General features: G+C 68.6%; 20 protein-coding genes. All 20 read right to left on the bottom strand.

What is annotated here, in order from left to right:
- Window positions 1–144 precede the first annotated feature (144 nt).
- The 20 genes from DEJ35_RS00895 to DEJ35_RS00800 all read right to left on the bottom strand — a co-directional run bounded on the left by DEJ35_RS00895 (window position 145) and on the right by DEJ35_RS00800 (window position 21923).
- Window positions 145–972, bottom strand: coding sequence for a DarT ssDNA thymidine ADP-ribosyltransferase family protein (locus DEJ35_RS00895; RefSeq protein ID WP_110859499.1), 828 nt, complete (start codon window positions 970–972; stop codon window positions 145–147).
- Between the two features lie 80 nt (window positions 973–1052).
- The gene (locus tag DEJ35_RS00890; protein ID WP_110859498.1) at window positions 1053–2030 is read right to left on the bottom strand and encodes a DNA topoisomerase IB; all 978 of its coding nucleotides are present in this window, start codon (window positions 2028–2030) and stop codon (window positions 1053–1055) included.
- 174 nt (window positions 2031–2204) lie between these two features.
- Window positions 2205–3392, bottom strand: a complete 1188-nt coding sequence (gene tuf, locus DEJ35_RS00885) for an elongation factor Tu (RefSeq protein ID WP_110859497.1) — start codon at window positions 3390–3392, stop codon at window positions 2205–2207.
- A gap of 147 nt (window positions 3393–3539) precedes the next feature.
- A complete protein-coding gene (gene fusA / locus DEJ35_RS00880) occupies window positions 3540–5657 on the bottom strand; it encodes an elongation factor G (RefSeq protein ID WP_110859496.1) in 2118 nt (705 codons plus the stop codon).
- A 97-nt stretch (window positions 5658–5754) separates the two neighbouring features.
- Window positions 5755–6225, bottom strand: a complete 471-nt coding sequence (gene rpsG / locus DEJ35_RS00875; protein WP_017885539.1) for a 30S ribosomal protein S7 — start codon at window positions 6223–6225, stop codon at window positions 5755–5757.
- Window positions 6226–6230: 5 nt separating this feature from the next.
- Complete coding sequence (gene rpsL, locus DEJ35_RS00870) at window positions 6231–6599, bottom strand: 30S ribosomal protein S12 (RefSeq protein WP_017885540.1); 369 nt, start codon at window positions 6597–6599, stop codon at window positions 6231–6233.
- 228 nt (window positions 6600–6827) lie between these two features.
- A complete protein-coding gene (locus DEJ35_RS00865) occupies window positions 6828–8003 on the bottom strand; it encodes a hypothetical protein (protein ID WP_111191880.1) in 1176 nt (391 codons plus the stop codon).
- 35 nt (window positions 8004–8038) lie between these two features.
- Entirely contained in the window at window positions 8039–8524 is a 486-nt protein-coding gene (locus DEJ35_RS00860; RefSeq protein ID WP_110859494.1) for a DUF6121 family protein, read from the bottom strand.
- 27 nt (window positions 8525–8551) lie between these two features.
- A complete protein-coding gene (locus DEJ35_RS00855) occupies window positions 8552–9100 on the bottom strand; it encodes a hypothetical protein (RefSeq protein ID WP_111191879.1) in 549 nt (182 codons plus the stop codon).
- Between the two features lie 224 nt (window positions 9101–9324).
- Entirely contained in the window at window positions 9325–10002 is a 678-nt protein-coding gene (locus DEJ35_RS00850) for a type 4a pilus biogenesis protein PilO (protein ID WP_110859492.1), read from the bottom strand.
- Window positions 9999–10727: a hypothetical protein gene (locus DEJ35_RS00845; protein ID WP_110859491.1), complete on the bottom strand. Its 729-nt coding sequence runs from the start codon at window positions 10725–10727 to the stop codon at window positions 9999–10001. The genes DEJ35_RS00850 and DEJ35_RS00845 overlap by 4 nt, the downstream gene beginning before the upstream one ends.
- Window positions 10724–11776 (bottom strand): type IV pilus assembly protein PilM, encoded by a 1053-nt coding sequence (gene pilM, locus DEJ35_RS00840; protein ID WP_110859490.1) that lies wholly within the window; start codon window positions 11774–11776, stop codon window positions 10724–10726. The genes DEJ35_RS00845 and pilM overlap by 4 nt, the downstream gene beginning before the upstream one ends.
- A 35-nt stretch (window positions 11777–11811) precedes the next feature.
- Window positions 11812–12654 (bottom strand): A24 family peptidase, encoded by an 843-nt coding sequence (locus tag DEJ35_RS00835; protein WP_110859566.1) that lies wholly within the window; start codon window positions 12652–12654, stop codon window positions 11812–11814.
- On the bottom strand, window positions 12651–14546 hold the full coding sequence (locus DEJ35_RS00830; RefSeq protein WP_110859489.1) for a hypothetical protein: 1896 nt from the start codon (window positions 14544–14546) through the stop codon (window positions 12651–12653). Before DEJ35_RS00830 ends, DEJ35_RS00835 begins: the two co-directional genes overlap by 4 nt.
- Window positions 14543–15247 carry a PilW family protein gene (locus DEJ35_RS00825; protein WP_027466743.1) on the bottom strand — a complete coding sequence of 235 codons (705 nt, stop codon included), beginning with the start codon at window positions 15245–15247 and terminating at the stop codon, window positions 14543–14545. The genes DEJ35_RS00830 and DEJ35_RS00825 overlap by 4 nt, the downstream gene beginning before the upstream one ends.
- Window positions 15247–16698 (bottom strand): prepilin-type N-terminal cleavage/methylation domain-containing protein, encoded by a 1452-nt coding sequence (locus DEJ35_RS00820; protein WP_146238509.1) that lies wholly within the window; start codon window positions 16696–16698, stop codon window positions 15247–15249. The genes DEJ35_RS00825 and DEJ35_RS00820 overlap by 1 nt, the downstream gene beginning before the upstream one ends.
- A 73-nt stretch (window positions 16699–16771) precedes the next feature.
- On the bottom strand, window positions 16772–17230 hold the full coding sequence (locus tag DEJ35_RS17645; RefSeq protein WP_309146760.1) for a prepilin-type N-terminal cleavage/methylation domain-containing protein: 459 nt from the start codon (window positions 17228–17230) through the stop codon (window positions 16772–16774).
- Between the two features lie 183 nt (window positions 17231–17413).
- Window positions 17414–18637 carry a type II secretion system F family protein gene (locus DEJ35_RS00810; RefSeq protein ID WP_111191878.1) on the bottom strand — a complete coding sequence of 408 codons (1224 nt, stop codon included), beginning with the start codon at window positions 18635–18637 and terminating at the stop codon, window positions 17414–17416.
- Window positions 18637–20235 (bottom strand): type IV pilus twitching motility protein PilT, encoded by a 1599-nt coding sequence (locus DEJ35_RS00805; RefSeq protein ID WP_309147141.1) that lies wholly within the window; start codon window positions 20233–20235, stop codon window positions 18637–18639. Before DEJ35_RS00805 ends, DEJ35_RS00810 begins: the two co-directional genes overlap by 1 nt.
- A 20-nt stretch (window positions 20236–20255) precedes the next feature.
- Entirely contained in the window at window positions 20256–21923 is a 1668-nt protein-coding gene (locus DEJ35_RS00800) for a GspE/PulE family protein (RefSeq protein WP_110859486.1), read from the bottom strand.
- Between the last annotated feature and the right edge of the window lie 57 nt (window positions 21924–21980).

Raw genomic sequence — 21980 nt, 5'->3', positions numbered from 1 at the left:
GTCGCGAATCGCCGGGCGTGTCCCGCGGGCTCGCTTGCCCGGATCCACGCGGATCGGACGGCCTGGAGGCGCGGCTCGGCCCCGCAACGCGGAGCACCCTCCGGACGTGGTCCGGAGGGTGCCTCGAAACGGGTCAGGAGACCGTCACTCAGCGGTCACCGGGGGCACGAACCACGGCGGGAAGACGGCCACTCGCGGAGCGTGTCCACCGTGGTCGGCGAGCACGGCGCGGACCGTCTGCCGGGCCTTGTCGTTGGGCACGCCGATGACCGCGACCGACGTGAACGGCACGCTCGGACCGGCGAGCAGCTCGAGGCCGTGCATCTCCGGGTCCGTGAAGTCGGTGCGACGGATCAGGTTCGTGGCGGCGTCGGGCCCGACGGCGAACCGGACGTCGTCGGCGTCGGCGTCCTGGTCGGCGACGATCACGGATGCCCCGAACGCCGAGACCGGCACGACGAGCACGACGTAGTCGATCGCCCGGGTGCGACGGGCGGCATCGGACCAGCGCTCGCCCTCGGCGCCCGTCCGGAGTTCGTCCCAGCGGGTGGCGTCGGGGGACAGCGTGAACGGCACGTGGCCGGCGATCGAGGAGCCGTCTGGTGCCTCGGCCTCGGCGCGGGCGGCGCGGGTGTCGGCAGAGCTCACGTCGACGACGGGCTCCGCCTGGTCGGACGCCAGGATCGCACCGGCGCCGACGATGCCGTCGAGGTTGTCGATGTGGGTGACGTGGTGGGCGCGGAGCGCTGCGAACTCACGCGCCTCGGGCAGGTCGGCGGACGACGAACGGAGCGACGTCGGCGACCGCAGCGACGTCCCGGGCCCGGAGGCTGGCGGGTCGACGCGCAGGTTGGTGGTGATGCGGGTCCGGCGTGGTGCCGGGGTGGCTGGGGTCTCCGACGCTTCGCGCTGCCGGGGTGCGCAGATGTCGCAGAGCTCGGTGGGGAAACCGTGGATGCACTCGTCGGTCACGACTGTTGTGGGTCCTTCCGTGCCGTGTGGGGGTGGTCCGGCACGTCGACCAACGCTACGTCATCCGGACGGCCCCCGGGTCATTGTCGGTAGAGCAGCGCCCGGACCTCGGCCTCGGCGGACGCCAGGCGGTTCGGATCGATGGTCTCCCCGTGGTCGTACGCGTCGAGCAACCGGGGGTCGATGTAGCTCTGTCGGCACACCGTCGGGGTGTTGCCGAGCTCCTCGCTGGCGGCCTTGACCGCGTGCGAGACGGCCTTCTTCCGCTTGGCCTGCGACGACTGCGGGCCGGTCTTCGCCAGGTCCACCGCAGCCGCGACCGTGCCGTGCAGGGTCCGGAAGTCCTTCGCGGTGAACTCGTCGCCAGCACGTTCCTTGACGTAGGCGTTGATGTCCTCGGCGGAGAGCGGCTCCCACTCCGCCCCGCGACGCTCGCGGAACGACAGCAGCCGCGCGTTCGGTCCGCGCCGCTTCATGCCCGCGATGACCCGCGCGAGGTCGTGGTCGTGGATCGACGACGACCACTCCTGCCCGCTCTTGCCGGGGAAGTCGAGCTCGATGTCGTCGCCGGAGACGTGGGCGTGCGCGCAGAGCAGCGTCGACAGACCACGGCTCCCGTGCTCGGTGGCGTACCGCTCGGACCCCACCCGGAGCGACCCCTGGTCGAGCATGCGGAACGCTGCGGCCAGTGCCCGGCGACGGTCCGGCTCGGGGCGACGGAGGTCCTGCGTGACGCCACGGCGGGCCACCGGCAGCGATTCGGCGAGTGCCAGCGCGCGGTCGTACTTGATGCGGTCCATCCGCTCCCGCCAGGACGGGTGGTACATGTACTGCCGCCGACCGGCGCCGTCCGTCCCGGTGGCGAGGATGTGTCCGTTGGGGTACGGCGAGATCCAGACGTCGTCCCACGCCGGCGGGATCACGAACTCCTCGAGCCGACGGCGCTCGTCCGGATCGGTCACCGTGTTGCCCTGGGGATCACGGTACGAGAAGCCGCTCCCGGATCGGACGCGGTGGTAGCCGCGACCGGAGGTCGCGGATCTGCGGAGGCGTGTCACGACGCCGAGCCAACTCCGTGACGCCTGTGACGGGTCACGGGGCGGACAGGAGGCGCGGCACCGGCCCGGCCCCGGGCCTCCGCTCCGGCGCCCTGTACGGCCCGTCAGCGGCCGGGGACGACGAAGCGGGGCCGGGCCCTGAAGGCCCGACCCCGCTGTCGCAAGGAACCGGAGTTACTTGATGATCTTCTCGACCGTACCGGCACCGACCGTACGACCACCCTCACGGATGGCGAAACGGAGGCCCTCTTCCATGGCGATCGGCTGGATCAGCTCGACGGTCATGGCGACGGTGTCACCGGGCATGACCATCTCGGTGCCCTCGGGCAGCGTGATGACGCCGGTGACGTCCGTGGTGCGGAAGTAGAACTGCGGGCGGTAGTTCGCGTAGAACGGGTTGTGACGCCCACCCTCGTCCTTGGTCAGGATGTACGCGTTCGCCTGGAACTCGGTGTGCGGCGTGACCGAACCCGGCTTCACGACGACCTGGCCGCGCTCCACGTCCTCGCGCTTGAGGCCACGGATGAGCAGACCGGTGTTGTCACCGGCGACCGCCTGGTCGAGCAGCTTGCGGAACATCTCGATGCCCGTGACGGTGGTCTTCTGCGTCGCGCGGATGCCGACGATCTCGACCTCCTCGTTCAGGTTGAGCGTGCCACGCTCGACGCGACCGGTGACGACCGTGCCACGACCGGTGATCGTGAAGACGTCCTCGATCGGCATCAGGAACGGCTGGTCGGTGGCGCGCACCGGGTCCGGCACGTGCTCGTCGACCTGGGCCATGAGGTCCTGGACCGACTTGACCCACTTCTCGTCGCCCTCGAGCGCCTTGAGCGCCGAGACCTGCACGACGGGGGCGTCCTCGTCGAACTGCTGCGAGCCGAGGAGCTCGCGGACCTCGAGCTCGACGAGCTCCAGGATCTCCTCGTCGTCCACCATGTCGGACTTGTTCAGTGCGACGACGATGTAGGGGACGCCGACCTGACGGGCGAGCAGCACGTGCTCACGCGTCTGGGGCATCGGGCCGTCGGTGGCGGCGACCACGAGGATCGCGCCGTCCATCTGTGCCGCACCCGTGATCATGTTCTTCACGTAGTCGGCGTGACCGGGGGCGTCGACGTGCGCGTAGTGACGCTTCTCGGTCTGGTACTCGACGTGCGAGATGTTGATCGTGATGCCGCGCTGGCGCTCCTCGGGAGCGTTGTCGATCTGCGCGAAGTCGCGGGCCTCGTTGAGGTCCGGGTACTGGTCGTGCAGAACCTTGGTGATCGCCGCCGTGAGCGTGGTCTTGCCGTGGTCGACGTGACCGATGGTTCCGATGTTGACGTGCGGCTTGGTGCGCTCGAACTTGGCCTTGGCCACTGTGGGTCCTCCTCAGGACTCGGAAGCGTCACCCCCGGCCGGCCCTGGATGGGCTCGGAACCGTTGGTGCGCGGTGTGTGTCTGTACTTTACTTGGTGGCGAGGGGCCCGTCGCCGGGCGCCCCCGCCTGTGGAGAAGCGCTGAGCGCTACTCCCCCGCGTTCTTCGCGATGATCTCCTCGGCGACCTTGGCCGGGACCTGGCTGTAGGTCTCGAAGGTCATCGAGTAGACCGCACGACCAGAGGTCTTCGACCGCAGGTCGCCGACGTAGCCGAACATCTCGGACAGCGGCACGCTCGCGCGGACCACCTTGACGCCCGAGGCGTCCTCCATCGAGGCGATCTGGCCACGACGGGAGTTCAGGTCACCGATGACGTCGCCCATGTACTCCTCAGGAGTACGGACCTCGACGGCCATGATCGGCTCGAGGATCGCCGGACCGGCCTTGCGAGCCGCTTCCTTGTAGGCGATCGAGCCGGCGATCTTGAACGCCATCTCGGACGAGTCGACGTCGTGCGCCGCGCCGTCCTTGAGGATGGCCTTCACGCCGACCGTCGGGTAGCCCGCGAGGATGCCGACCTGCATGGCGTCCTGGATACCGGCGTCGACCGACGGGATGTACTCGCGCGGGACACGGCCACCGGAGGTCGCGTTGACGAACTCGTAGACCTTCTCGCTCGTGACCTCCATCGGCTCGAGCGCGATCTGCACCTTCGCGAACTGGCCGGAACCACCGGTCTGCTTCTTGTGGGTGTAGTCGTAGCGCTCGACGATCTTGGTGAGCGTCTCGCGGTAGGCCACCTGGGGCTTGCCCACGCTCGCCTCGACGTGGAACTCACGCTTCATGCGGTCGACGAGGATGTCGAGGTGGAGCTCGCCCATGCCCTTGATCGTCGTCTGACCGGTCTCGGCGTTGAGCTCGACGCGGAACGTCGGGTCCTCTTCGGCGAGCTTCTGGATGGCCGTGGAGAGCTTCTCCTGGTCAGCCTTCGTGTTCGGCTCGATGGCGACCTCGATGACCGGCTCCGGGAACGTCATCGACTCGAGGACGACCTGGTTGGTCGGGTCGCACAGGGTGTCACCGGTGGTGGTGTCCTTGAGGCCGATGACCGCGTAGATGTGGCCAGCGGTCACGTTGGCGACCGGGTTCTCCTTGTTGGAGTGCATCTGGAAGATCTTGCCGATGCGCTCCTTCTTGCCCTTGGTCGAGTTGACGACCTGGGCACCGGACTCGATCGAGCCCGAGTAGACGCGCACGTAGGTCAGACGACCGAAGAACGGGTGCACCGCGACCTTGAACGCGAGGGCCGAGAACGGTTCGGACGCGTCGGGCTTGCGGATGATCTCCTTCTCCTCGTCCTTGACGTCGTGGCCGATCATCGGCGGCACGTCGAGCGGGGACGGGAGGTAGTCGATGACGGCGTCGAGCATCGGCTGGACACCACGGTTCTTGAACGCGGAACCGCAGAGGACCGGGTAGAGCGTGCTGCTCACCGTGAGGGCACGGATGGCTGCCTTGATCTCGGCGACCGAGAAGTCGGTGTCGCCCTCGAGATAGCGCTCCATGAGGACGTCGTCCGCCTCGGCCACGCGCTCGATGAGCTTCTCGCGGTACTCGGCGGCACGGTCCTGCAGGTCGGCCGGGATCTCTTCGATCTCGTACTTCGCACCCATCGCGACGTCACCCTTGGCGTCGCCGCGCCAGGTGAGTGCACGCATCTGGACGAGGTCGACGACGCCTTCGAACGAGCTCTCGGAACCGATCGGCAGCTGGAGCACGAGGGGCTCCGCACCGAGGCGGTTCACGATGGTGTCGACGGTGTAGTAGAAGTCGGCGCCCAGCTTGTCCATCTTGTTGACGAAGCAGATGCGCGGGACGTCGTACTTGTCGGCCTGACGCCAGACGGTCTCGGACTGGGGCTCGACGCCCTCCTTGCCGTCGAAGACGGCGACCGCACCGTCGAGGACGCGGAGCGAGCGCTCCACCTCGACCGTGAAGTCCACGTGACCGGGGGTGTCGATGATGTTGATCTGGTTGTTGTCCCAGAAGCAGGTCGTCGCGGCCGACGTGATCGTGATGCCGCGCTCCTGCTCCTGCGCCATCCAGTCCATCGTGGCAGCGCCGTCGTGGACCTCACCGATCTTGTGCGTGATGCCCGTGTAGAACAGGATGCGCTCGGTCGTCGTGGTCTTGCCGGCATCGATGTGCGCCATGATGCCGATGTTGCGGACCTTGTTCAGGTCGGTGAGCACGTCCTGTGCCACAGGGTTCCTCCGGAAGAGTTGTAGGAGATTGGTGGTCGGCCGGGCGCCGGGGGTTTTGCCCGTCGGCGCCCGGACCGATCAGCCAGCAGAGCCGGGACTACCAGCGGTAGTGGGCGAAGGCCTTGTTCGACTCGGCCATCTTGTGCGTGTCCTCGCGGCGCTTGACCGCGGCACCGAGACCGTTCGACGCGTCGAGGATCTCGTTCATGAGACGCTCGGTCATCGTCTTCTCGCGACGGGCCTTGGCGTACGAGGTGAGCCAACGGAGCGCGAGGGTGTTCGCGCGGTGCGGCTTGACCTCGACCGGGACCTGGTAGGTCGAGCCACCGACGCGGCGGCTGCGGACCTCGAGGGTCGGACGGACGTTGTCGAGCGCCTTCTTCAGCGTCACGACGGCGTCCTGCTGGTTCTTGGCGGAAACGCCCTCGAGTGCACCGTAGACGATGCGCTCGGCGAGGCCCTTCTTGCCGTCGAGCAGGATCTTGTTGACGAGCTGGCTGACGATCGGCGCACCGTAGACCGGGTCGGCGACGACGGGACGCTTGGGGGCGGGACCCTTACGAGGCATCTAACTCAACCCTTCTTCGCGCCGTAGCGGCTACGAGCCTGCTTACGGTTCTTGACTGCCTGGGTGTCCAGGGCGCCACGGATGATCTTGTACCGCACACCCGGGAGGTCCTTCACACGACCGCCACGGACGAGCACCATCGAGTGCTCCTGGAGGTTGTGGCCCTCACCGGGGATGTAGGCCGTGACCTCGGTGCCGTTCGAGAGCTTGACACGAGCGACCTTGCGCAGTGCCGAGTTCGGCTTCTTGGGGGTGGTGGTGTAGACGCGGGTGCACACACCACGCTGCTGGGGGTTCGCCTTCAGGGCGGGCGCCTTGGTCTTGGTGACCTTCGGCGTACGACCCTTGCGAACCAGCTGCTGAATAGTAGGCAACTGTTCTCCTGGTTCTTCGCTCGTGCTCTCTGGCCGGCGCGTTCCGCCGGCTTCCTCGTCCCGCGCTGATCACCGCCGGACGGCGGGTGTTCGAGTGGGGGACGGAGTGGTCCGGCTGGGCGATCCCGCTCGCCGGACTTTTCGGGCGCGCCCGAGGGCGCACACCCGGTAGAGACTACCCGCGTAACGGGACGAAATCAATCCGGGTCACCCCGGGAACCGACACCGTCATGAGCCGGTGTCGGAGGACCCGTTGCCCACCGCCGAGCGGAACGTGGCACCGTCGCTCGAGAAGCCGGTGACGTACCCGCTCGCGTTCACGTTGAGCGGCCCCGCGGACGCCGTTCCGGTGCCGGCCGCACCCGAGATGTCGGCCGTGTACTTCGCCCGTCCGAACGTCGTCGTCGTGATCAACCAGCCGTTCGTCGTCCAGTTGCCGACCCGGACCGTCGGCCGCGTCTCGAGTGTCCACTTCTGGTTCGAGTACGTGTACGCCGGGTTCTGCCCGTACGCGTAGAAGCTGCAGCCGGCGGGGGCGGCGTCGGTGGAGGCGATGCAGCCGTCCACCCAGTCGTCCACCGCTCGCTCGGCGGCCTGCTGCCCCGCGGTGGTCAGGGTCGTGGTCATCTGCACCGGGCTCGAGGTCGACCGCCCGAACCCGCTGACGCTGGCCGATCCCCCACTGGCCGTGGTCCACTTGTCGCCGTCGAAGGCGACGTCGTAGGTCCCGGGCAGCGCGCGGAGGCTCACCGTGCCGTCCTTCGCGGTCTTCACGTTGCTGCCGGCGACGGTGACCGCAGCACCGGACGGCCCTCGCACCGCGACGTCGACCGTGCCGAGTTCGGGGGCCTGCAGCTCCCAGATCGGGAACACGCCCCAGTCCGTCCCGGTCTTGTCGAGCGTGAAGGTCGCGGCGACGTCCTGCCCGCCCTGGCGCAGGTACGCGCGGACCGTGGCGGTGTCGCCCTCCGTCCGCGTCGCGGCGACCCGGTAGCCGGTGACCTTGTCCGATGCCTTCGCGTAGGCGGCTTCGCCGAGGAGCACGTCGGTCTTCTCGCGATCGATGCCCGCGTCGTCGAGGGCGTCGGCCACGCGTCCGGCCGTCAGGTCGTCGAGGAACGCCCGCACCGGGCGGTCAGCGGAATGCGTGGACGAGCCGATCAGGGAGCCGGCGATGCCGCCGACCAGGAGCAGCGAGAGCACCACGACGCCGGCGACGATCCCGGCGACTTGCCCACGGCGGAGCTTCCGACGAGGGCGCGCCCGCCGCGCGCCGAACTGCGCGCCGCCCCGCGGGTCCAGCGGGGTGCCGAGCGGCGCGTCCTGCGTCCCGCGGATCGTGGCGACGGGCGGCACCGAGCCCCAGCCGTGCTGGTCCGGATCCGCCGTCTGCTCGTCGCTCATCGTTCCCCCGTTGCGTGTCCGCGTACCCCGCGAGACTACCGCGCCGAGTGGTCCTCGCCCGCGACGGTGGACTCCGTCCGGGTGCCAGCCCCGTCGGTCGCGGTGCCGGTCCGCGCCTGGTGCCGGGCCATCGAGATCCCGCCGAGCACCGACAGGAGCGCCACCACGACGGACCCGACCACGAACGGCCCGAGGGCGTACCCCGCGGGGAAGACGAGGAGCTCCGTCGCGTCCGAGCGGACGAGCGCGTAGCCCACGGCTCCGACGCCGAGCATGACCAGGTAGACCGTCGCTGCGGCCACCAGGGCCGTCACGCCGGGGTTGCCGTCACGCGCACCCGCCGCGGTCGCGAGGAAGACCACCACCGCGGCGCCGACCACCATCGCGGGCCCGAGGTACGGGGTGGCGTCGGGCTGCGAGATGACCTCGACGTCGGCGAGCAGGGCTTCGAAGCCCGTGACGGCGATCACGAGCGCGATGAAGAGGACGGACGTCATCGTCGCGATCAACCACCGGGACATGCGCCGATCGTATCGCCGACCGGCTGGTCAGCGAGCGGGTTCGGCGTGGCCAGTGTCGTCCGCGTGCTCGCGACGGCCCGCCCGGTCGGACTGCTCGTGCGCTGCGGCGACCAGGGCGAGCGCGATCGTCGCCGTGATGATCGGGACGGTCTCGGTCATGGGGGCGGGCGCCTCCGGCACCGCGGCGGGTGCCGCATCCGGCTTCGTCGCGTCCGTCTCGTCCGTCGCGTCCGTCGGGTCGTCGGACTGGAGGCCCGTGGCGGCGTCCGCCTCGGCGGTGGCCTCCGGCTCGTGGTCGCGCAGCGCCGGGCCGATCACCGGCAGGACCCCGGTGGTCGCGGCCGGCTCAGCGTGCAGGACCGCCGGCTCGGAGGACACGGATCCGTCGCGCTTCGCCGCGCGACGCGCGCGGCCCATCCTCACCAGGACGACGACGGCGACGATCGCCCAGATCCCGTTGACGATCGTCGAGGGGACGGCGTGGTGCGCGGCGACGTTGATCGCCACCGCGAGGCCGCCGACCAAGTTGAGCAGCTGGTAGAGCGGACCGTTCGGGATCTTGCCGGTGGAGAACAAGATGTAACCCGCTAGAACGGTTACGGCACCGAACCAACCGAGGAATTCCACGATTCCGACCAACACGCGCGACTCCGGGCACGACGAGGAACGGCCGATTCGAGCCGACCGTTCGAGAGGGGATGAGCAGCCGCGATCACGGCGTCTGGTGCATCGTAATCACAACGACGGGTGTCGCGGAAGCGGGGTCGGCGTGGCGTGGCCGACCCCGGTCCGGGGGTCGTTCAGCCCTTCGCCGCGGTGTCCGACTCGGCGAGGACGTAGACCGATCCGGAGAGCGACCATGCCTGCGCGTCCATCGGGCTCGCTCCCGAGTCGGAACTCGTCGAGGCGATGCCGGTCACCAGGAGCAACCGCTGCCCGGACTGCACCGCCTTCGTGAAGGCGAGCGCCTGGTCGTACGAGCCCTGCACCGCCACGGTCACCGGGATGACGACGAAGTTCGATCCGTTGATCGCAGCGTCGGTCCGGGCAGTCGGCGCCGTCGGGGTCGGCTCGGCGCTCGGCGTGGCACTCGCCGGAGCCGCCGGCTCGTCGGAGGCTTGTCCGGCCGCCGGCTCGTAGGCCTTCGCGTCTCCGACGGTGATCGAGGTCACCGTGACGCCAGCGGTGGTCGCTGCACCGTTCAGTTCTCGGAGGAGAGCCTCCGTCGACGGCGTCGACGGCACCGAGACGCGGAGCGCGTCCAGTTTCGTCTTCGTCTCGGCGAGTGCATCACTCGCTTCCTGGAGCCGATCGAGCTCGGCCTGGTTCCGGGCGTTCGTGGCGTCGATGTCCGTCTGCTGCGAGGAGTTGTCCGCAGCCTGGGCGAGCTGCGGCTGCACCCCGAGGAACCACGCCCCGGCGAGCACGGCTCCGATCGCGACGAGCGCGACGACGAACGAGAGGCGGTTGCGGTTCACTTCGACTGCTCCTGGGTGTACTTGCCGTCGAACGCCCGTTCCCCGAGGTGGACCTGGACCGTCGCGGTGTACCCGCCGGAGTCCTCCTGCAACGCGACCGACGTGATGGTCGAGTCGGCGTAGCCCTTGAGCTGCGACAGACGAGCCGTCCAGTCGGGTACCGAGGGGATGGTCGGACTCGACACGGTCAGCTGCATCGATGCGACACGGGCCTTCTCGAGCGGGACCGCCGACTGTGCGAACGCCGTGGTGACGTCAGCGGAGTCGATGGTCATCGAGGTGATGGCGACGCCGGCCGGCAGCACATTCTTGAGCTGGGACAGCGTGCCGTTCCAGTCGATCTCCGTCGACCCCCCGACGGTTCGTGCCGCCTCCAGGAGCTGACTGTCCTGTTCGACCTGCCGGACGTCGGAGAAACGTTGCTGCTGCTGCAGCAACGACGCCGTCTCGGCCTGCGCCGCGGTCAGTGACGATGCGGTGTCCAGCTGGTGGACCGCCGCTGCGCCGACGCCGAGTGCCGCGGCGGCCGCCGTGATGAGGACACCGAGCCACGCACGACGCGCGACGCCCCGTTCACGACGGTCGACGTGGACCTCGGAGGGCAGGAGGTCGACGCGGGGTTCACGACCGGCGATCGAGACCTGCGCGCCGCGAGCGCTCCGTCGGGGACGCTCCGGCCGTGCCGCACCGACCGCGTCGACGGGTCGCGCTTCTGTGACGGTCATGCTGCTCTGCTCCCTACTGCCAACCCGAAGGCGACCGTGATCGCATCGACGTGGTCGGCGACGTCGCCGGCCGGGATCGACCGCGCGAGTCCGACGCCGTCGAACGCGGCGCCCATCGTGACGGGTAGGCGCGTCTGCTCCGCCAGCGCCTCCCGCATGCCCTGCAGGCGGGTCCCGCCACCGGTCAGCACCACCCGGGTCACGGGTTCCGACGGCCGGGTGTTGACGAAGTAGTTGATCGTGTTCCGCAAGCTCGTCGTGAGTTCGTGGACCGAGGCCGTGATCACCGCGACGGCACGGGCGTCGTCCGGAGTCCGTGCCGATCCGCCGAGCCCGAGGTGGCGCTTCACGGCCTCGGCCTCGTCGAAGGTGATGTCGAGGGTCCCGACCAGCGCGCGGGAGATGTCGTTGCCCCCCATCGGGATGATCCGGACGAACTGCGGGATCCCGTCAGTCGCGATGACCACGCTGGTGGTGTCCGCGCCGAGCTGCACCACCGCCGCGGTTCCCGGGACACCCTGGCGCCCGAGCAGGACACGGGTGAGCGCGAACGGGATCATGTCGACCCCGATCGGGTTGAGTCCCGCGAGCTGCACCGCCTTGACGTTCGCCAGCACGGCGTCCTTGATGGCTGCGATCAGGAGCCCGTGGACGACGGGGCCGTTCTCGCTCTCCCCCTCGGACACGGGGTAGAAGTCCAGGATGGCGTCGCCGACCGGCACCGGGAGCATCTCCTGCACCTGGAACGGGAGGCTCTCGCGGATCTGTGCCATCGGGGCGAGGGGCACCGTGAGGTCTCGGGAGAGCACCCGTTGGTTCCCCATCCCCAGAACGACGTTCTTCGAGCGGAACCGCCCCGTCGACCACAGCTCGCGGAGGGTGGCCGCGACGGTGTTCGGTTCGAGGACCTCGCCACGGCTCACCGCGTCCTGCGGAGTGGGGACCTCCGCGAAGCGCACCACCGTCGGTCGTGCCTTGTCGGCGTCGACGACCTCGACCGCGCGGATCGACGACCCCGCGATGTCGAGGCCCACGATGCTCTTGCCCATGATGCTGCTTTCGTTGGAGGTGGAGTGGTGGTCGCTCAGGCGACCCCGAGGACCTGGAGGTACCCGGTCCAGAGGAGGTCCCCGAAGACGATCCCGAGCCATGCCCCCACCAGCATCGACGGCCCGAACGGCAGCCCGCCGCGCCAACGTGCACGGCCGGCGAGGAGGAGCGCGATCGCGACGGTACCGCCCACCAGGAACGCACCGAAAGCACCCACTGCGAGGGGTCCCCATCCGAGGTACGCGAGGACGAGGCCGAGGACCACGGCCAGTTTGACGTCGCCGAGGCCCATGCCGCCGGGGACCGCCAGCGCGAGACCGAGGTAGAGGGCACCGGAACCGAGGGCACCGATCGCCGCACGACCGAGAGCGGACCAGTCGCCGTCGGCAGCACTCGCGACGACGAGGAGCACCGTGAGGACGATCCCGGACGGGTAGACGATCGCGTTCGGGAGCGTGTGGGTGGCGATGTCGATCAGGGTGAGTGCGACGCTGATCGCCATCAGGTACAACAACGCGACGAGGATCACGACCTGCGCCACGGTGTCCTGTGCCGTCCCCGCAGGAGAGCGGCCCACGACCACGAAGGCGGTGAGCCCGAACAGGACCGCGGTGACGAGTTCGACGGCGGGGTACCGCGCGGAGATCGGCGCGGAACAGTCACGGCACCGTCCGCGCAGGACGAGCCAGGAGAGCACCGGGACGTTGTCGCGGCGTCGGATCGTGTGTCGGCACGCCGGACAAGCGCTCGGTGGCGAGACCACGGACTGGCCCGCCGGCACGCGGTGCACCACGACGTTGAGGAACGAGCCGATGAGCAGTCCGAACACGGCGGAGAGTGCGGGGAGTGCGGGCCCGAGCGCCTGGAGACCGGTCATCGGCACGCACCACCGGTCGTGGTCGCGCACGAGCCGCCGGCGGTGTACGCGGCCTGGACCTCGACCTGCGTCGTGACCCCGTACGAGGTCGACACCGGCTGCAGGAACTTCGGGGGTGCCGTCGTCAGCAGGCGCTGGTCGTAGACGTAGTTCTTCGAGAACCCGGTGTTGCCGGTCGTCGCGACCGCCCCTCGCCAGTTCTGCGCGATCGAACCGATGACCTTGAGGGTGCCGAGCTTCGAGCCGATGTCGTAGTTCTGGTTCCAGAACGTCCCCGCGTTGCTCGCGATCGCCGCCGACACGGTGATCGATTCGCCCGGAGACCGGTTCAGCAGACCCACGCCCGAGCTGTTGCAGCGCGAGGTGTCCGCCACGTACCCGACACCCCACTGGTAGGTCGTCGGGTACGAGGTGCAGCGGGCGGGGTTGGAGATCTCGACGGCGTTCTGGCCGACGAGCCCGAGCACGTCGTTCGTGGCGCTGACGTAGGTGATGTCGTCGGTGACCCACACGGTCCCGGATGCCGCGATCGTCATCGCACCGCTGAACGCCCCGCTGACGAAGACGTCTCCCGCCGTGCAGCTGTACGTGTCGGAAGCCGAACCCGTCTGGTACGAGGAACCCGACGATCCTCCGTTGATCCACTCGCCTGCGGCCGGGAACCCCTGCCCGTTGCTGAACGGCTGGTTGCTCGTGTTCGTCGCCGAACCGTTCGACCGCACGGTGACCGTGGTGGTGCAGTACGTGTTCGTGTACTTCGACGGGAAGGCCGCACCCCAGGCGTTCACGTTGTTCGACGCGGACGGGATGTCCTGCACGTACATCAGGTTCGAGGGGAGGGTCGGGATGGTGGCTCCGGCGGAACTCTGCAGATCCGAGACCGCCCCGCACAGCGCTGCGGCCTTCGCCGGGTCGTCCGCGGCGAGGACCGCCCCGCTCGAGCTGTTGACCTTGATCTGCGTGGCCCGGGACCACGGCGACCACACGGTCATCTTGCCGTTCCCGAGGAACTTCACGCGGGTCGGTCCGGTGTACATGCAGCCAGGCCGCGGAACGGTCGTGGGGAGGTCGGTCCGCGTCTCCTGCGACATGTTCGTGTTCAGCGCGGGCAGACCGAGGTACGGGACCGCGGTCGCTGCACCGCCGTTGAACGTCCCCGCGCAGGTGCCGCTCGACGGGCGCACGGTCGTGTCGTGCTGTTCGACCGACCCGTTGAACACCGTCGAGCACGCCGAGGTGAAGACGTCGTTGGTCCGGATCGGCCCGTTCAGGGTGTCGGTGCCGGCGAACTGCACCGCCGTGCACTTCCCGGCGACCGATTGCCACTGGTAGGCGGTCGTGCAATCGGTCCCGGTGAGCGCGGGGTTCGAGGACTCGTAGTTGGTGAAGTAGAGGTAGTTGATGAAGCCGTCGCCCTTGAGGTTGGCCACGAGCGACCGGACACTTCCCCCGGCCTTCCCGGTGACACGGACCCGCAGGACGCCCTTGCCGGAGTAGTCGGAGTTGTCGACCTCGTAGCGGAACCACTGGTCGCTCGAGCCGACGACCGGTGCCCAGTCCGAGCCGGAGTTGGTGAACGCGATGTTCTTGTCGGCGTTGACGAAGGTCGACCCACTCGACTTGCTGAACTGGGCGTTCGCGTTGCCGTAGAGCGCGTAGCCGTTGTCGTTCGAGAGCTTCGACTGGTAGTCGGCGAGTCCCGCGTACGCGGCCGCCATCGCGTTCTGGAAGTTGCGGTCCGACGCGGCCTTGACCGCCCCCGAGGTGGAGACGGCGATCATCGTCGCGACGAGCAGCATCATGACGGTGCCGAAGATGAGCACGTTGCCGAGGACCATGCCGCGCTCGTCGCGCTGGGCCCGCGCGAGGACCGCGCTGATGCGACGGATCATGATGAACCCGCTCCGATGCTGGTGCCGTAGACGACGTTGAAGAGGTACAGGGTGTTCTGCACGTGGGTGTTGCCGCTCGCACCGGCGGTGGTGGAACCGAGTTCCAGGTTCACGCGGACGGCTCGCACGTTGCCCAACTGCGCGGTCGCCAGTGTTCCGTCCGGCTGGGTCGCGAGTGTCTTGCCGTCGGCTCCGAGGTACGAGAACAGCGCGACACCGTCGCTCGTCGGCGAGGCGATCGGACCACCCACCACCAGGCTCCGCGCCGGGGTCTGGGTCGTCGCCGGGAAGGAGTAGAAGCCGTTCGTCGCCGTGCCGTCCCACTGGTCCACGACGAGGCGTTTCGCGTCGTTCAGTGAGTAGCGGATCTGCACGGGCTTGTCAGTGCTGTTGCCGTCGAGGTTGATGTACGCGAAGAACACCACCTGCGTCGGGGCCGCCCGGGTGACCGCAGCGGCGTAGGTGCCGTCCGACTTCGGCAACAGACTCGCGGCGTGCACGTAGCGCGTGATGGAGTTCATCGCGATCGACGCCGTCCGAGCGTTCTGGTCGGAGGACGTGTTCGTCACCCCCGCGCGCAGGGTGGCCGTGAAGAACCCGCCCACCGCGACGAGGATGATCATCGACACGCTGACCGCGACGAGCAGTTCGGACAGCGAGATCCCCGCCTGCTCGCGGTGGAGGCGTCGGAGGGCCCGCATCACGACGTCTGCCCGCGAGGGTCGAGGGTCAGGGTGTTGTCGTAGTTGATGAGCACCAGCGCGGTCTTCTGGTTCACCATGCCGTTGGTCACGGGCTTCACGTTCGAGGCCTTCGACGCGATCTCGTTCTTCGTCGTCGACCCGAACGTCGTTCCGGAGTAGAGCGTCCACGTACCGAAGGGCAGGGCGATGGTCGCGGTGTCCCCGGTCGAAACCGGGAACCTCATCGTCATGCCGGCGGCGCAGCCGGGGTCACCGGCGGCCGGGTTCGCCGACGAGACGGCAGTGATGTAGCGGTCCTTCACGCCGGTCACGGTCGCGACGCCCATCATCACGGAGGCCGACGACGGCTTCCCGGGAGCAGTGGCCACCGACGGCGGGCTCACACCGATCGCGTTGGCGGCGTTCGGTGTCGACCAGGACGAGGGGTTGGGACTGAGGCAGCTCGTCGCACTCCCGGTGCTGTTGGAGTACGGGCCGGCGTAGACCGTGTAGCCCGAGGCGAACGGGAACACCGGCAACGACGGCCGTGAACTCGAGGTGACGTTGAGCGAGGTGCTGGCCAGGTCCCACGGCTTGACGACGTCCAGCCCACCGGCAGTGCTCGACAGCGTCGTGGGCATGTTGGTCGGGATCATCGCCTTGGAGCCGGCTGCGTACTGCAGGGTCAGCTGGCTCGACTGGTCGTACACGAACGGGACCGGCGAGCTCGCGCCGGCGGTCACCGAGATCGGCGATTGCACGGACGGCTGCTGCTGGTTCGTGTCGATGCCGCCGGTGACGCTCGCAGAGACCGCGTAGTCGCCCTGCGACACGTTCACCGCGTACGAGCAGCCCTGTGCGTCAGTCGGGAGGACCGCCGCCGTCAGCGCTGCACCGCCACCGCCGCCGACGGGGGTGATCGTGATCCCGACACCCTCGTAGGGCGCTCCCGAAGCGGTGGTGACCGAGATGATCACGGTGCCGTACCCGGGATCGGTGACCGCGTCGCTCGGCGCGATCGCTGACGAGACCGATGTGGTGCTGGAACCGCCCCGCGGGTTCGGCCAGGTCACGGTCTCGACGACGCTCTTGTAGGCGAGCTTGCCGTTCGACGTCCCGCACGCGCCGGTCGCGCCGTCGCTCTGCACCCAGCTGACCTTCCGGTCGATGGCGTACTCGACGCCTCCGATGGTCTTCGTGTTGTCCGGACCGGCCTTGCTGAGGACGCGGAAGATCCCCCCGGTGGAGGCGGCCGCGGTCTGGCGGAGGGTGTCGATGTCCTGCGAGGCGAGGGCGACCGCGGTCTCGCGACCGCGATTGGTCTGCGTGAGCTGGAGGCTGTTCGCGATGCCGTAGGCGATCCCGATCGACATGACCGCGAACACCATCATGGCGACCATGACCTCGATGATGGAGAAGCCGGCTTCGGCGTCGTGCCGGTACAGCCGGTCGTGCAGTCGCTGGAACATGGTCACCTCCTCCTCGTCATGTGAGCAAACGAAGGGCGACCTGCCAACCGACAGGTCGCCCTCCTGGTGCGGACTACGCCGCGCCGCAGGCCTTCTCGACGACCGAGGTCGACTCGGTGATGCGGAAGGTCTTGCCCGTGGCCGACGTCTCCTGGATGCAGAACGTCGTGGCGCCGCTCACGGGGGTGGCGCCGTACTTCAGGTCCTTGGTGTTGTCGCTGACCGTCAGCCCGTACTTGCCGAGCTCGGTGGTGTCGGCGACCAGCTTCTGTCCGGTGGTGCTGCCGTCCGGGAGCTTGCCGCTTTCCGTCTGGTAGGCGATGACCGCGGTCTTCGCGTTCGCGAGGTCGCTCTTGACGGCCGAGTCCTTCGCGTTGTTCTGCACGTTCAGGTACACCGGGATGGCGATGGCGGCGAGGATGCCGATGATGATGACGACGACGAGGAGCTCGATGAGCGTGAAGCCCTTCTCCTTGTCCTCGAGGAGACCCTTGCGGCGAGCGTCGAGCTTGCCCATGAGAGCGAAGTACATGGTGGTTCCGTTCTTGGGGGAATGCGATGGGAGAATGTGCCGGGGAGTGCTCCGCCGCCGCTGACAAGAGTATTCAGCGGCGATTCGAGGCGGAATCCCGAGAACGGGGGGTCCGAGCCCTCGGAATTGCCCCCAGTAACGGGGGCGTCCCCTCGCGTTCCACCCCCGCACGAGGGGCGGCCCTTACTTCACCAACGACGTGATCTGGAAGATCGGCAGGTAGAGCGCGATGATCATGCCACCCACGACGACGCCCAGGAACGCAATGAGGAGCGGCTCGATCAGGGCAGTCAGCGACTCGGTCGTCGACTCGACTTCGGAGTCGTAGAAGACCGCTATCTTCTCGAGCATGATCTCCAGCGAACCGGCGTCCTCGCCGACGGCGACCATTTGCGAGACCATTGCCGGGAAAATGCTTTCCCGGGCCAACGGCGCGGCAATTGATTCGCCTTTTCGGACGTCTTCCGCAACGCGCTCGAGTGCTTTCTGGACCACGAAGTTGTTCGATACCTGGCCGACGATGGACAAGGCCTGCAGGATGGGGACGCCAGCGCCGATCATGTTCGAGAAGTTCCGCGCGAACCGCGCGATGACGATCTTGCGGGTCAGTCCCCCGAACACCGGCAGGCGGAGCATGATCGGGTCGCGGAAGCTCCGGAAGCGATCCGTGTTCTTGTTCGCCCGGAACCACAGCCAGCCGACGATCACGGCGACAGCGAGGACCGGTGCGAGCCAGCGCATCGCCTGCGACAGGGTCACCAGGACCTGCGTCGGCAACGGCAGCTGACCGCCGAGCGACGAGAACATGTCCTGGAAGATCGGGACGATGAAGATGAGCATGATCACGACGGCGGCGAGTGACATGCACAGCACGACCACCGGGTAGGTCATCGCCGACTTGATCGTCGAGCGGAGCTTGTGCTCCTTCTCGAAGTTCGTCGCGATGGAGTCCATGGCCTGGTCGAGGAACCCGCCGGTCTCCCCCGCACGGATCATGTTGATCATGATCGGCGGGAAGTCGACCGGGTACTTCGCGACGGCGTCGGAGAACGAGACGCCGCGCTCCACGTCGTCGCGGACCTTGCCGAGGATGTCCTTGAGCTTCTTGTTCTCGGTCTGGTCGGACAGGATCGTGAGGGCCCGCAGGAGCGAGAGCCCCGAGGTGAGCATCGTCGAGGCCTGCCGCGACATGATCGCGAGGTCCTTGAGCCCGACGCCCTTCTCGAACCCGGGGATCTTGATCTCGGTCTGCAGCCCGGTGCCGGCCTTCGCCTCGGTGATCGCGATCGGGGAGACGCCCATCCCCCGGAGACGCTGGACGACGGCCCCTTCGGACGCGGCGTCGAGGCGGCCCTTCACGAGCTTGCCGGCGCCGTCACGCCCGCGGTAGTCGAACGCGAGTGACATCAGTAACCTCCGGAGAACTTGTCGCCGAAGTCGATGCCGCTGGCGGCGATCGCGGCGGCCGAGGAGTCGGACGGGGACTCGACGCGCTGGACGAGCCGGTCGAAGCCCTCTTCGTCGTGCACCTTCTCCATCGCGGCCTTGCGCGAGATGGTGCCGACGTTGACCAGTTCGGCGAGGTTCTGGTCCATGGTGTGCATGCCGAGGTCACGGCCGGCCTGCATGGCAGAGGTGATCTGGTACGTCTTGCCCTCGCGGATGAGGTTGCCGATGGCCGGGGTGATCGTCATGATCTCGGTGGCGACGACCCGGCCGACGCCGTTGGCCTTCGGGACGAGGGTCTGGCAGACGACACCCTGCAGGGTGGCCGCGAGCTGGGTGCGGATCTGCCCCTGCTGGTGCGGCGGGAAGACGTCGATGACGCGGTCGATCGTGCCGGGTGCGCTCTGCGTGTGCAGGGTGGCGAACACCAGGTGGCCGGTCTCGGCAGCGGTGAGCGCGACGGAGATGGTCTCGAGGTCGCGGAGCTCACCGATCAGGATGACGTCGGGGTCCTGCCGCAGCACGTGCTTGAGCGCGGAGGCGAAAGAGCGGGTGTCGGCGCCGACCTCGCGCTGGTTGATGATCGACCGCTTGTGGTCGTGCATGAACTCGATCGGGTCCTCGACCGTCACGATGTGGTCAGCACGGCTCTCGTTGACCAGGTCGATGAGCGCGGCGAGCGTGGTCGACTTGCCCGAGCCGGTCGGGCCGGTGACGAGGACCAGGCCACGGGGCAGGCCGGCGAAGTCACCGACGTGCGCGGGGATCCCGAGCTGCTTGAGCGTCTTGATCCTGGTGGGGATGATGCGGAACGCCGCACCCCAGTTGGCGCGCTGCTGGTAGTAGTTCACACGGAAGCGGTACTCCGGCGACAGCGAGTACGCGAAGTCGAGCTCCTGGTCGTGGTCGAACTGCCCGGCCTGTTCGACGGACAGCAGCGTCTTGAGTGCCGCGATGACCTTGCCACGCGACCACGCGCCTCCGGGCACGGCCGGCCGGAGCGAGCCGTCAACGCGGACGGTGGGCGGGGCGTCGGCCGTGACGTGCAGGTCGGAGGCCCCCTGGTAGACGACCTGCGCCAGTGCCGTGATGAGGTCGGGGTCGGCGACCTCACGCGCGTGCCGGGCGAAGTCGATGTCACCAGCCGACGCAGCGGCGGGGGCGGGAACCGGAGCCGGTGCCACCGGTGCGGCGTGGTGGGCGCCGCTGTACGACATGGCCGGCAGCTGCTGGGTCGTCGGCTCGGCGTACCCGTAGGTGGCGGTCGACGACGGCACCGCGGCGGGCGGCGTCGCAGGAGCGGTGGCGGACTGCGCCACGGGCGCGGCGACCGGACCACCCACGGACCCGGTGACCGGGCTGGCCACGGGCGTGCCGGTGGGCGCGGGCCACTGCGCCGAGTCGTCCGTCAGGTCGTAGACCTGCTCGGGCGGGGCGGCAGCGGCCGCGGCCAGACGCGCGGCACGGCGGGAGCCGACCTCGGCGCCGGGGGTGCCGGGGTGCCATCCGGCGACGGGTTCGTCGCCGGGCATGGTGATGTCGTACACGGAGTCGGTCATCTGCTCGTCCTGTTCCCCGGTCACGCGACGACGCGCAGGATCTCGTCAACGCTCGTCATGCCGAGCTTGACCTTCTCGAAGCCGTCCTGGCGGAGCGTGAGCATGCCCTGCTGCTGGGCGACGCGACTGATCTCCGCGCTCGAGGCGCGACCGACGGCGAGCCGCTCGATCTCCTCGGTCACGGTCATGACCTCATGCAGCGCGATGCGCCCGCGGTACCCCGTGTTGGAGCACACCGCGCAGCCGACCGGGGCGAAGAACGCGGGCATCTCGTCGCCGGGGGCCAGGAACCCGAGCGCCTGGAGCTGCTCGATCTCGTACACGGCTGGCGCCTTGCACCGGTCGCACAGCCGGCGTGCGAGTCGCTGGGCGACGACGGAGTCGAGGGCGGATCCGACCAGGAACGGCTCGATGTCCATCTCGGTCAGGCGGGTCACGGCCGACGGCGCGTCGTTGGTGTGCAGGGTCGAGAGCACGAGGTGCCCGGTGAGCGACGCCTCGATCGCGATCTGGGCGGTCTCGTGGTCGCGGATCTCGCCGAGCAGCACGACGTCGGGGTCGGACCGGAGGATCGAGCGGAGCGCGGACGCGAACGTCAGGCCGGCCTTCGGGTTGACCTGCACCTGGTTGATGCCGGCCATCCGGTACTCGACCGGGTCCTCCACCGTGATGACGTTGATCTCGGGCTTCGCCACGGCGTTGAGGGTCGTGTACAGCGTCGTCGACTTGCCCGAACCGGTGGGACCGGTGACCAGGATCATGCCGTACGGCTTCGAGTAGGACCGCTGGTACGCCTGGAAGTTCTGCTCGAGGAGGTTGAGGTCCTTGAGGGTCAGCGAGGTGTTCGTGTTGTCGAGGATCCGCATGACGACCTTCTCGCCCCACACGGTGGGCAGCGTCGCGACGCGGAGGTCGATCTGCCGGCCGCCGTGCCGCACCGACATGCGGCCGTCCTGCGGCTTGCGACGTTCGGCGATGTCGATGTCGCTCATGATCTTCAGACGGCTGATCACACCGTTCTGGATGTTCTTCGGCGCCGGCGCCATCTCGTGCAGCACGCCGTCGATGCGGTACCGGATCCGGACCTCGTGCTCGCCCGGCTCGATGTGGATGTCGGATGCGTGGTCCTGGATGGCCTGCGACACGAGCAGGTTCACGAAGCGGACGATCGGGACGTCGTCGAGGGCACCGTCGGCGATGTCGACCTGCGCATTCGAGGTCGTCGACGCTTCTTCTTCCAGCGACGACGTGAGGTCGTTCAGTTCGTCGTCGGCGCGCAGGTACCGGTCGAGGGCAGCGACGAGGTCGCGCTCCTCGACCTGCAGCGGCTTGATCGTGCGGCCCGAGGCGGTGCGGGCGTCGTCGATCGCGAGCACGTTCGTGGGGTTCACCATCGCGAGGATGAGGAGGTCGCCCTCGAACCCGACACCGAGCACGCCGTGGCGACGGCAGAGTGCGGCCGGCAGGATCGACACGGCGGTGCCGTCGACCGGGTAGTCGCTGAGCGGCACGGTGCGCGAGTTGTTCGACGCGGCCCGCGCCGTGATGAACTGGGCCTCGCTCACGACGCCCTGGTCGACCAGGCCCCGGATCGCGCGCTCGTCGAGGTCCTCGTCGCCCGTCATCGCATCGAGGTGCTCGATCGGAAGCGCGCCGTTCAGGATGAGGATCTCGGACAGGGTCGCCATGAGTCCCGTGCCTCCTTGGACTCGCGCACGGCGAGACGTCGTCGGGTGATGCACCAC

This window comes from Curtobacterium sp. MCPF17_051 (assembly GCF_003234595.1).
Classification (GTDB): domain Bacteria; phylum Actinomycetota; class Actinomycetes; order Actinomycetales; family Microbacteriaceae; genus Curtobacterium; species Curtobacterium flaccumfaciens.
Note: the sequence above shows the minus strand (reverse complement) of the source record. Positions and strands in the feature narration are given on the sequence as shown.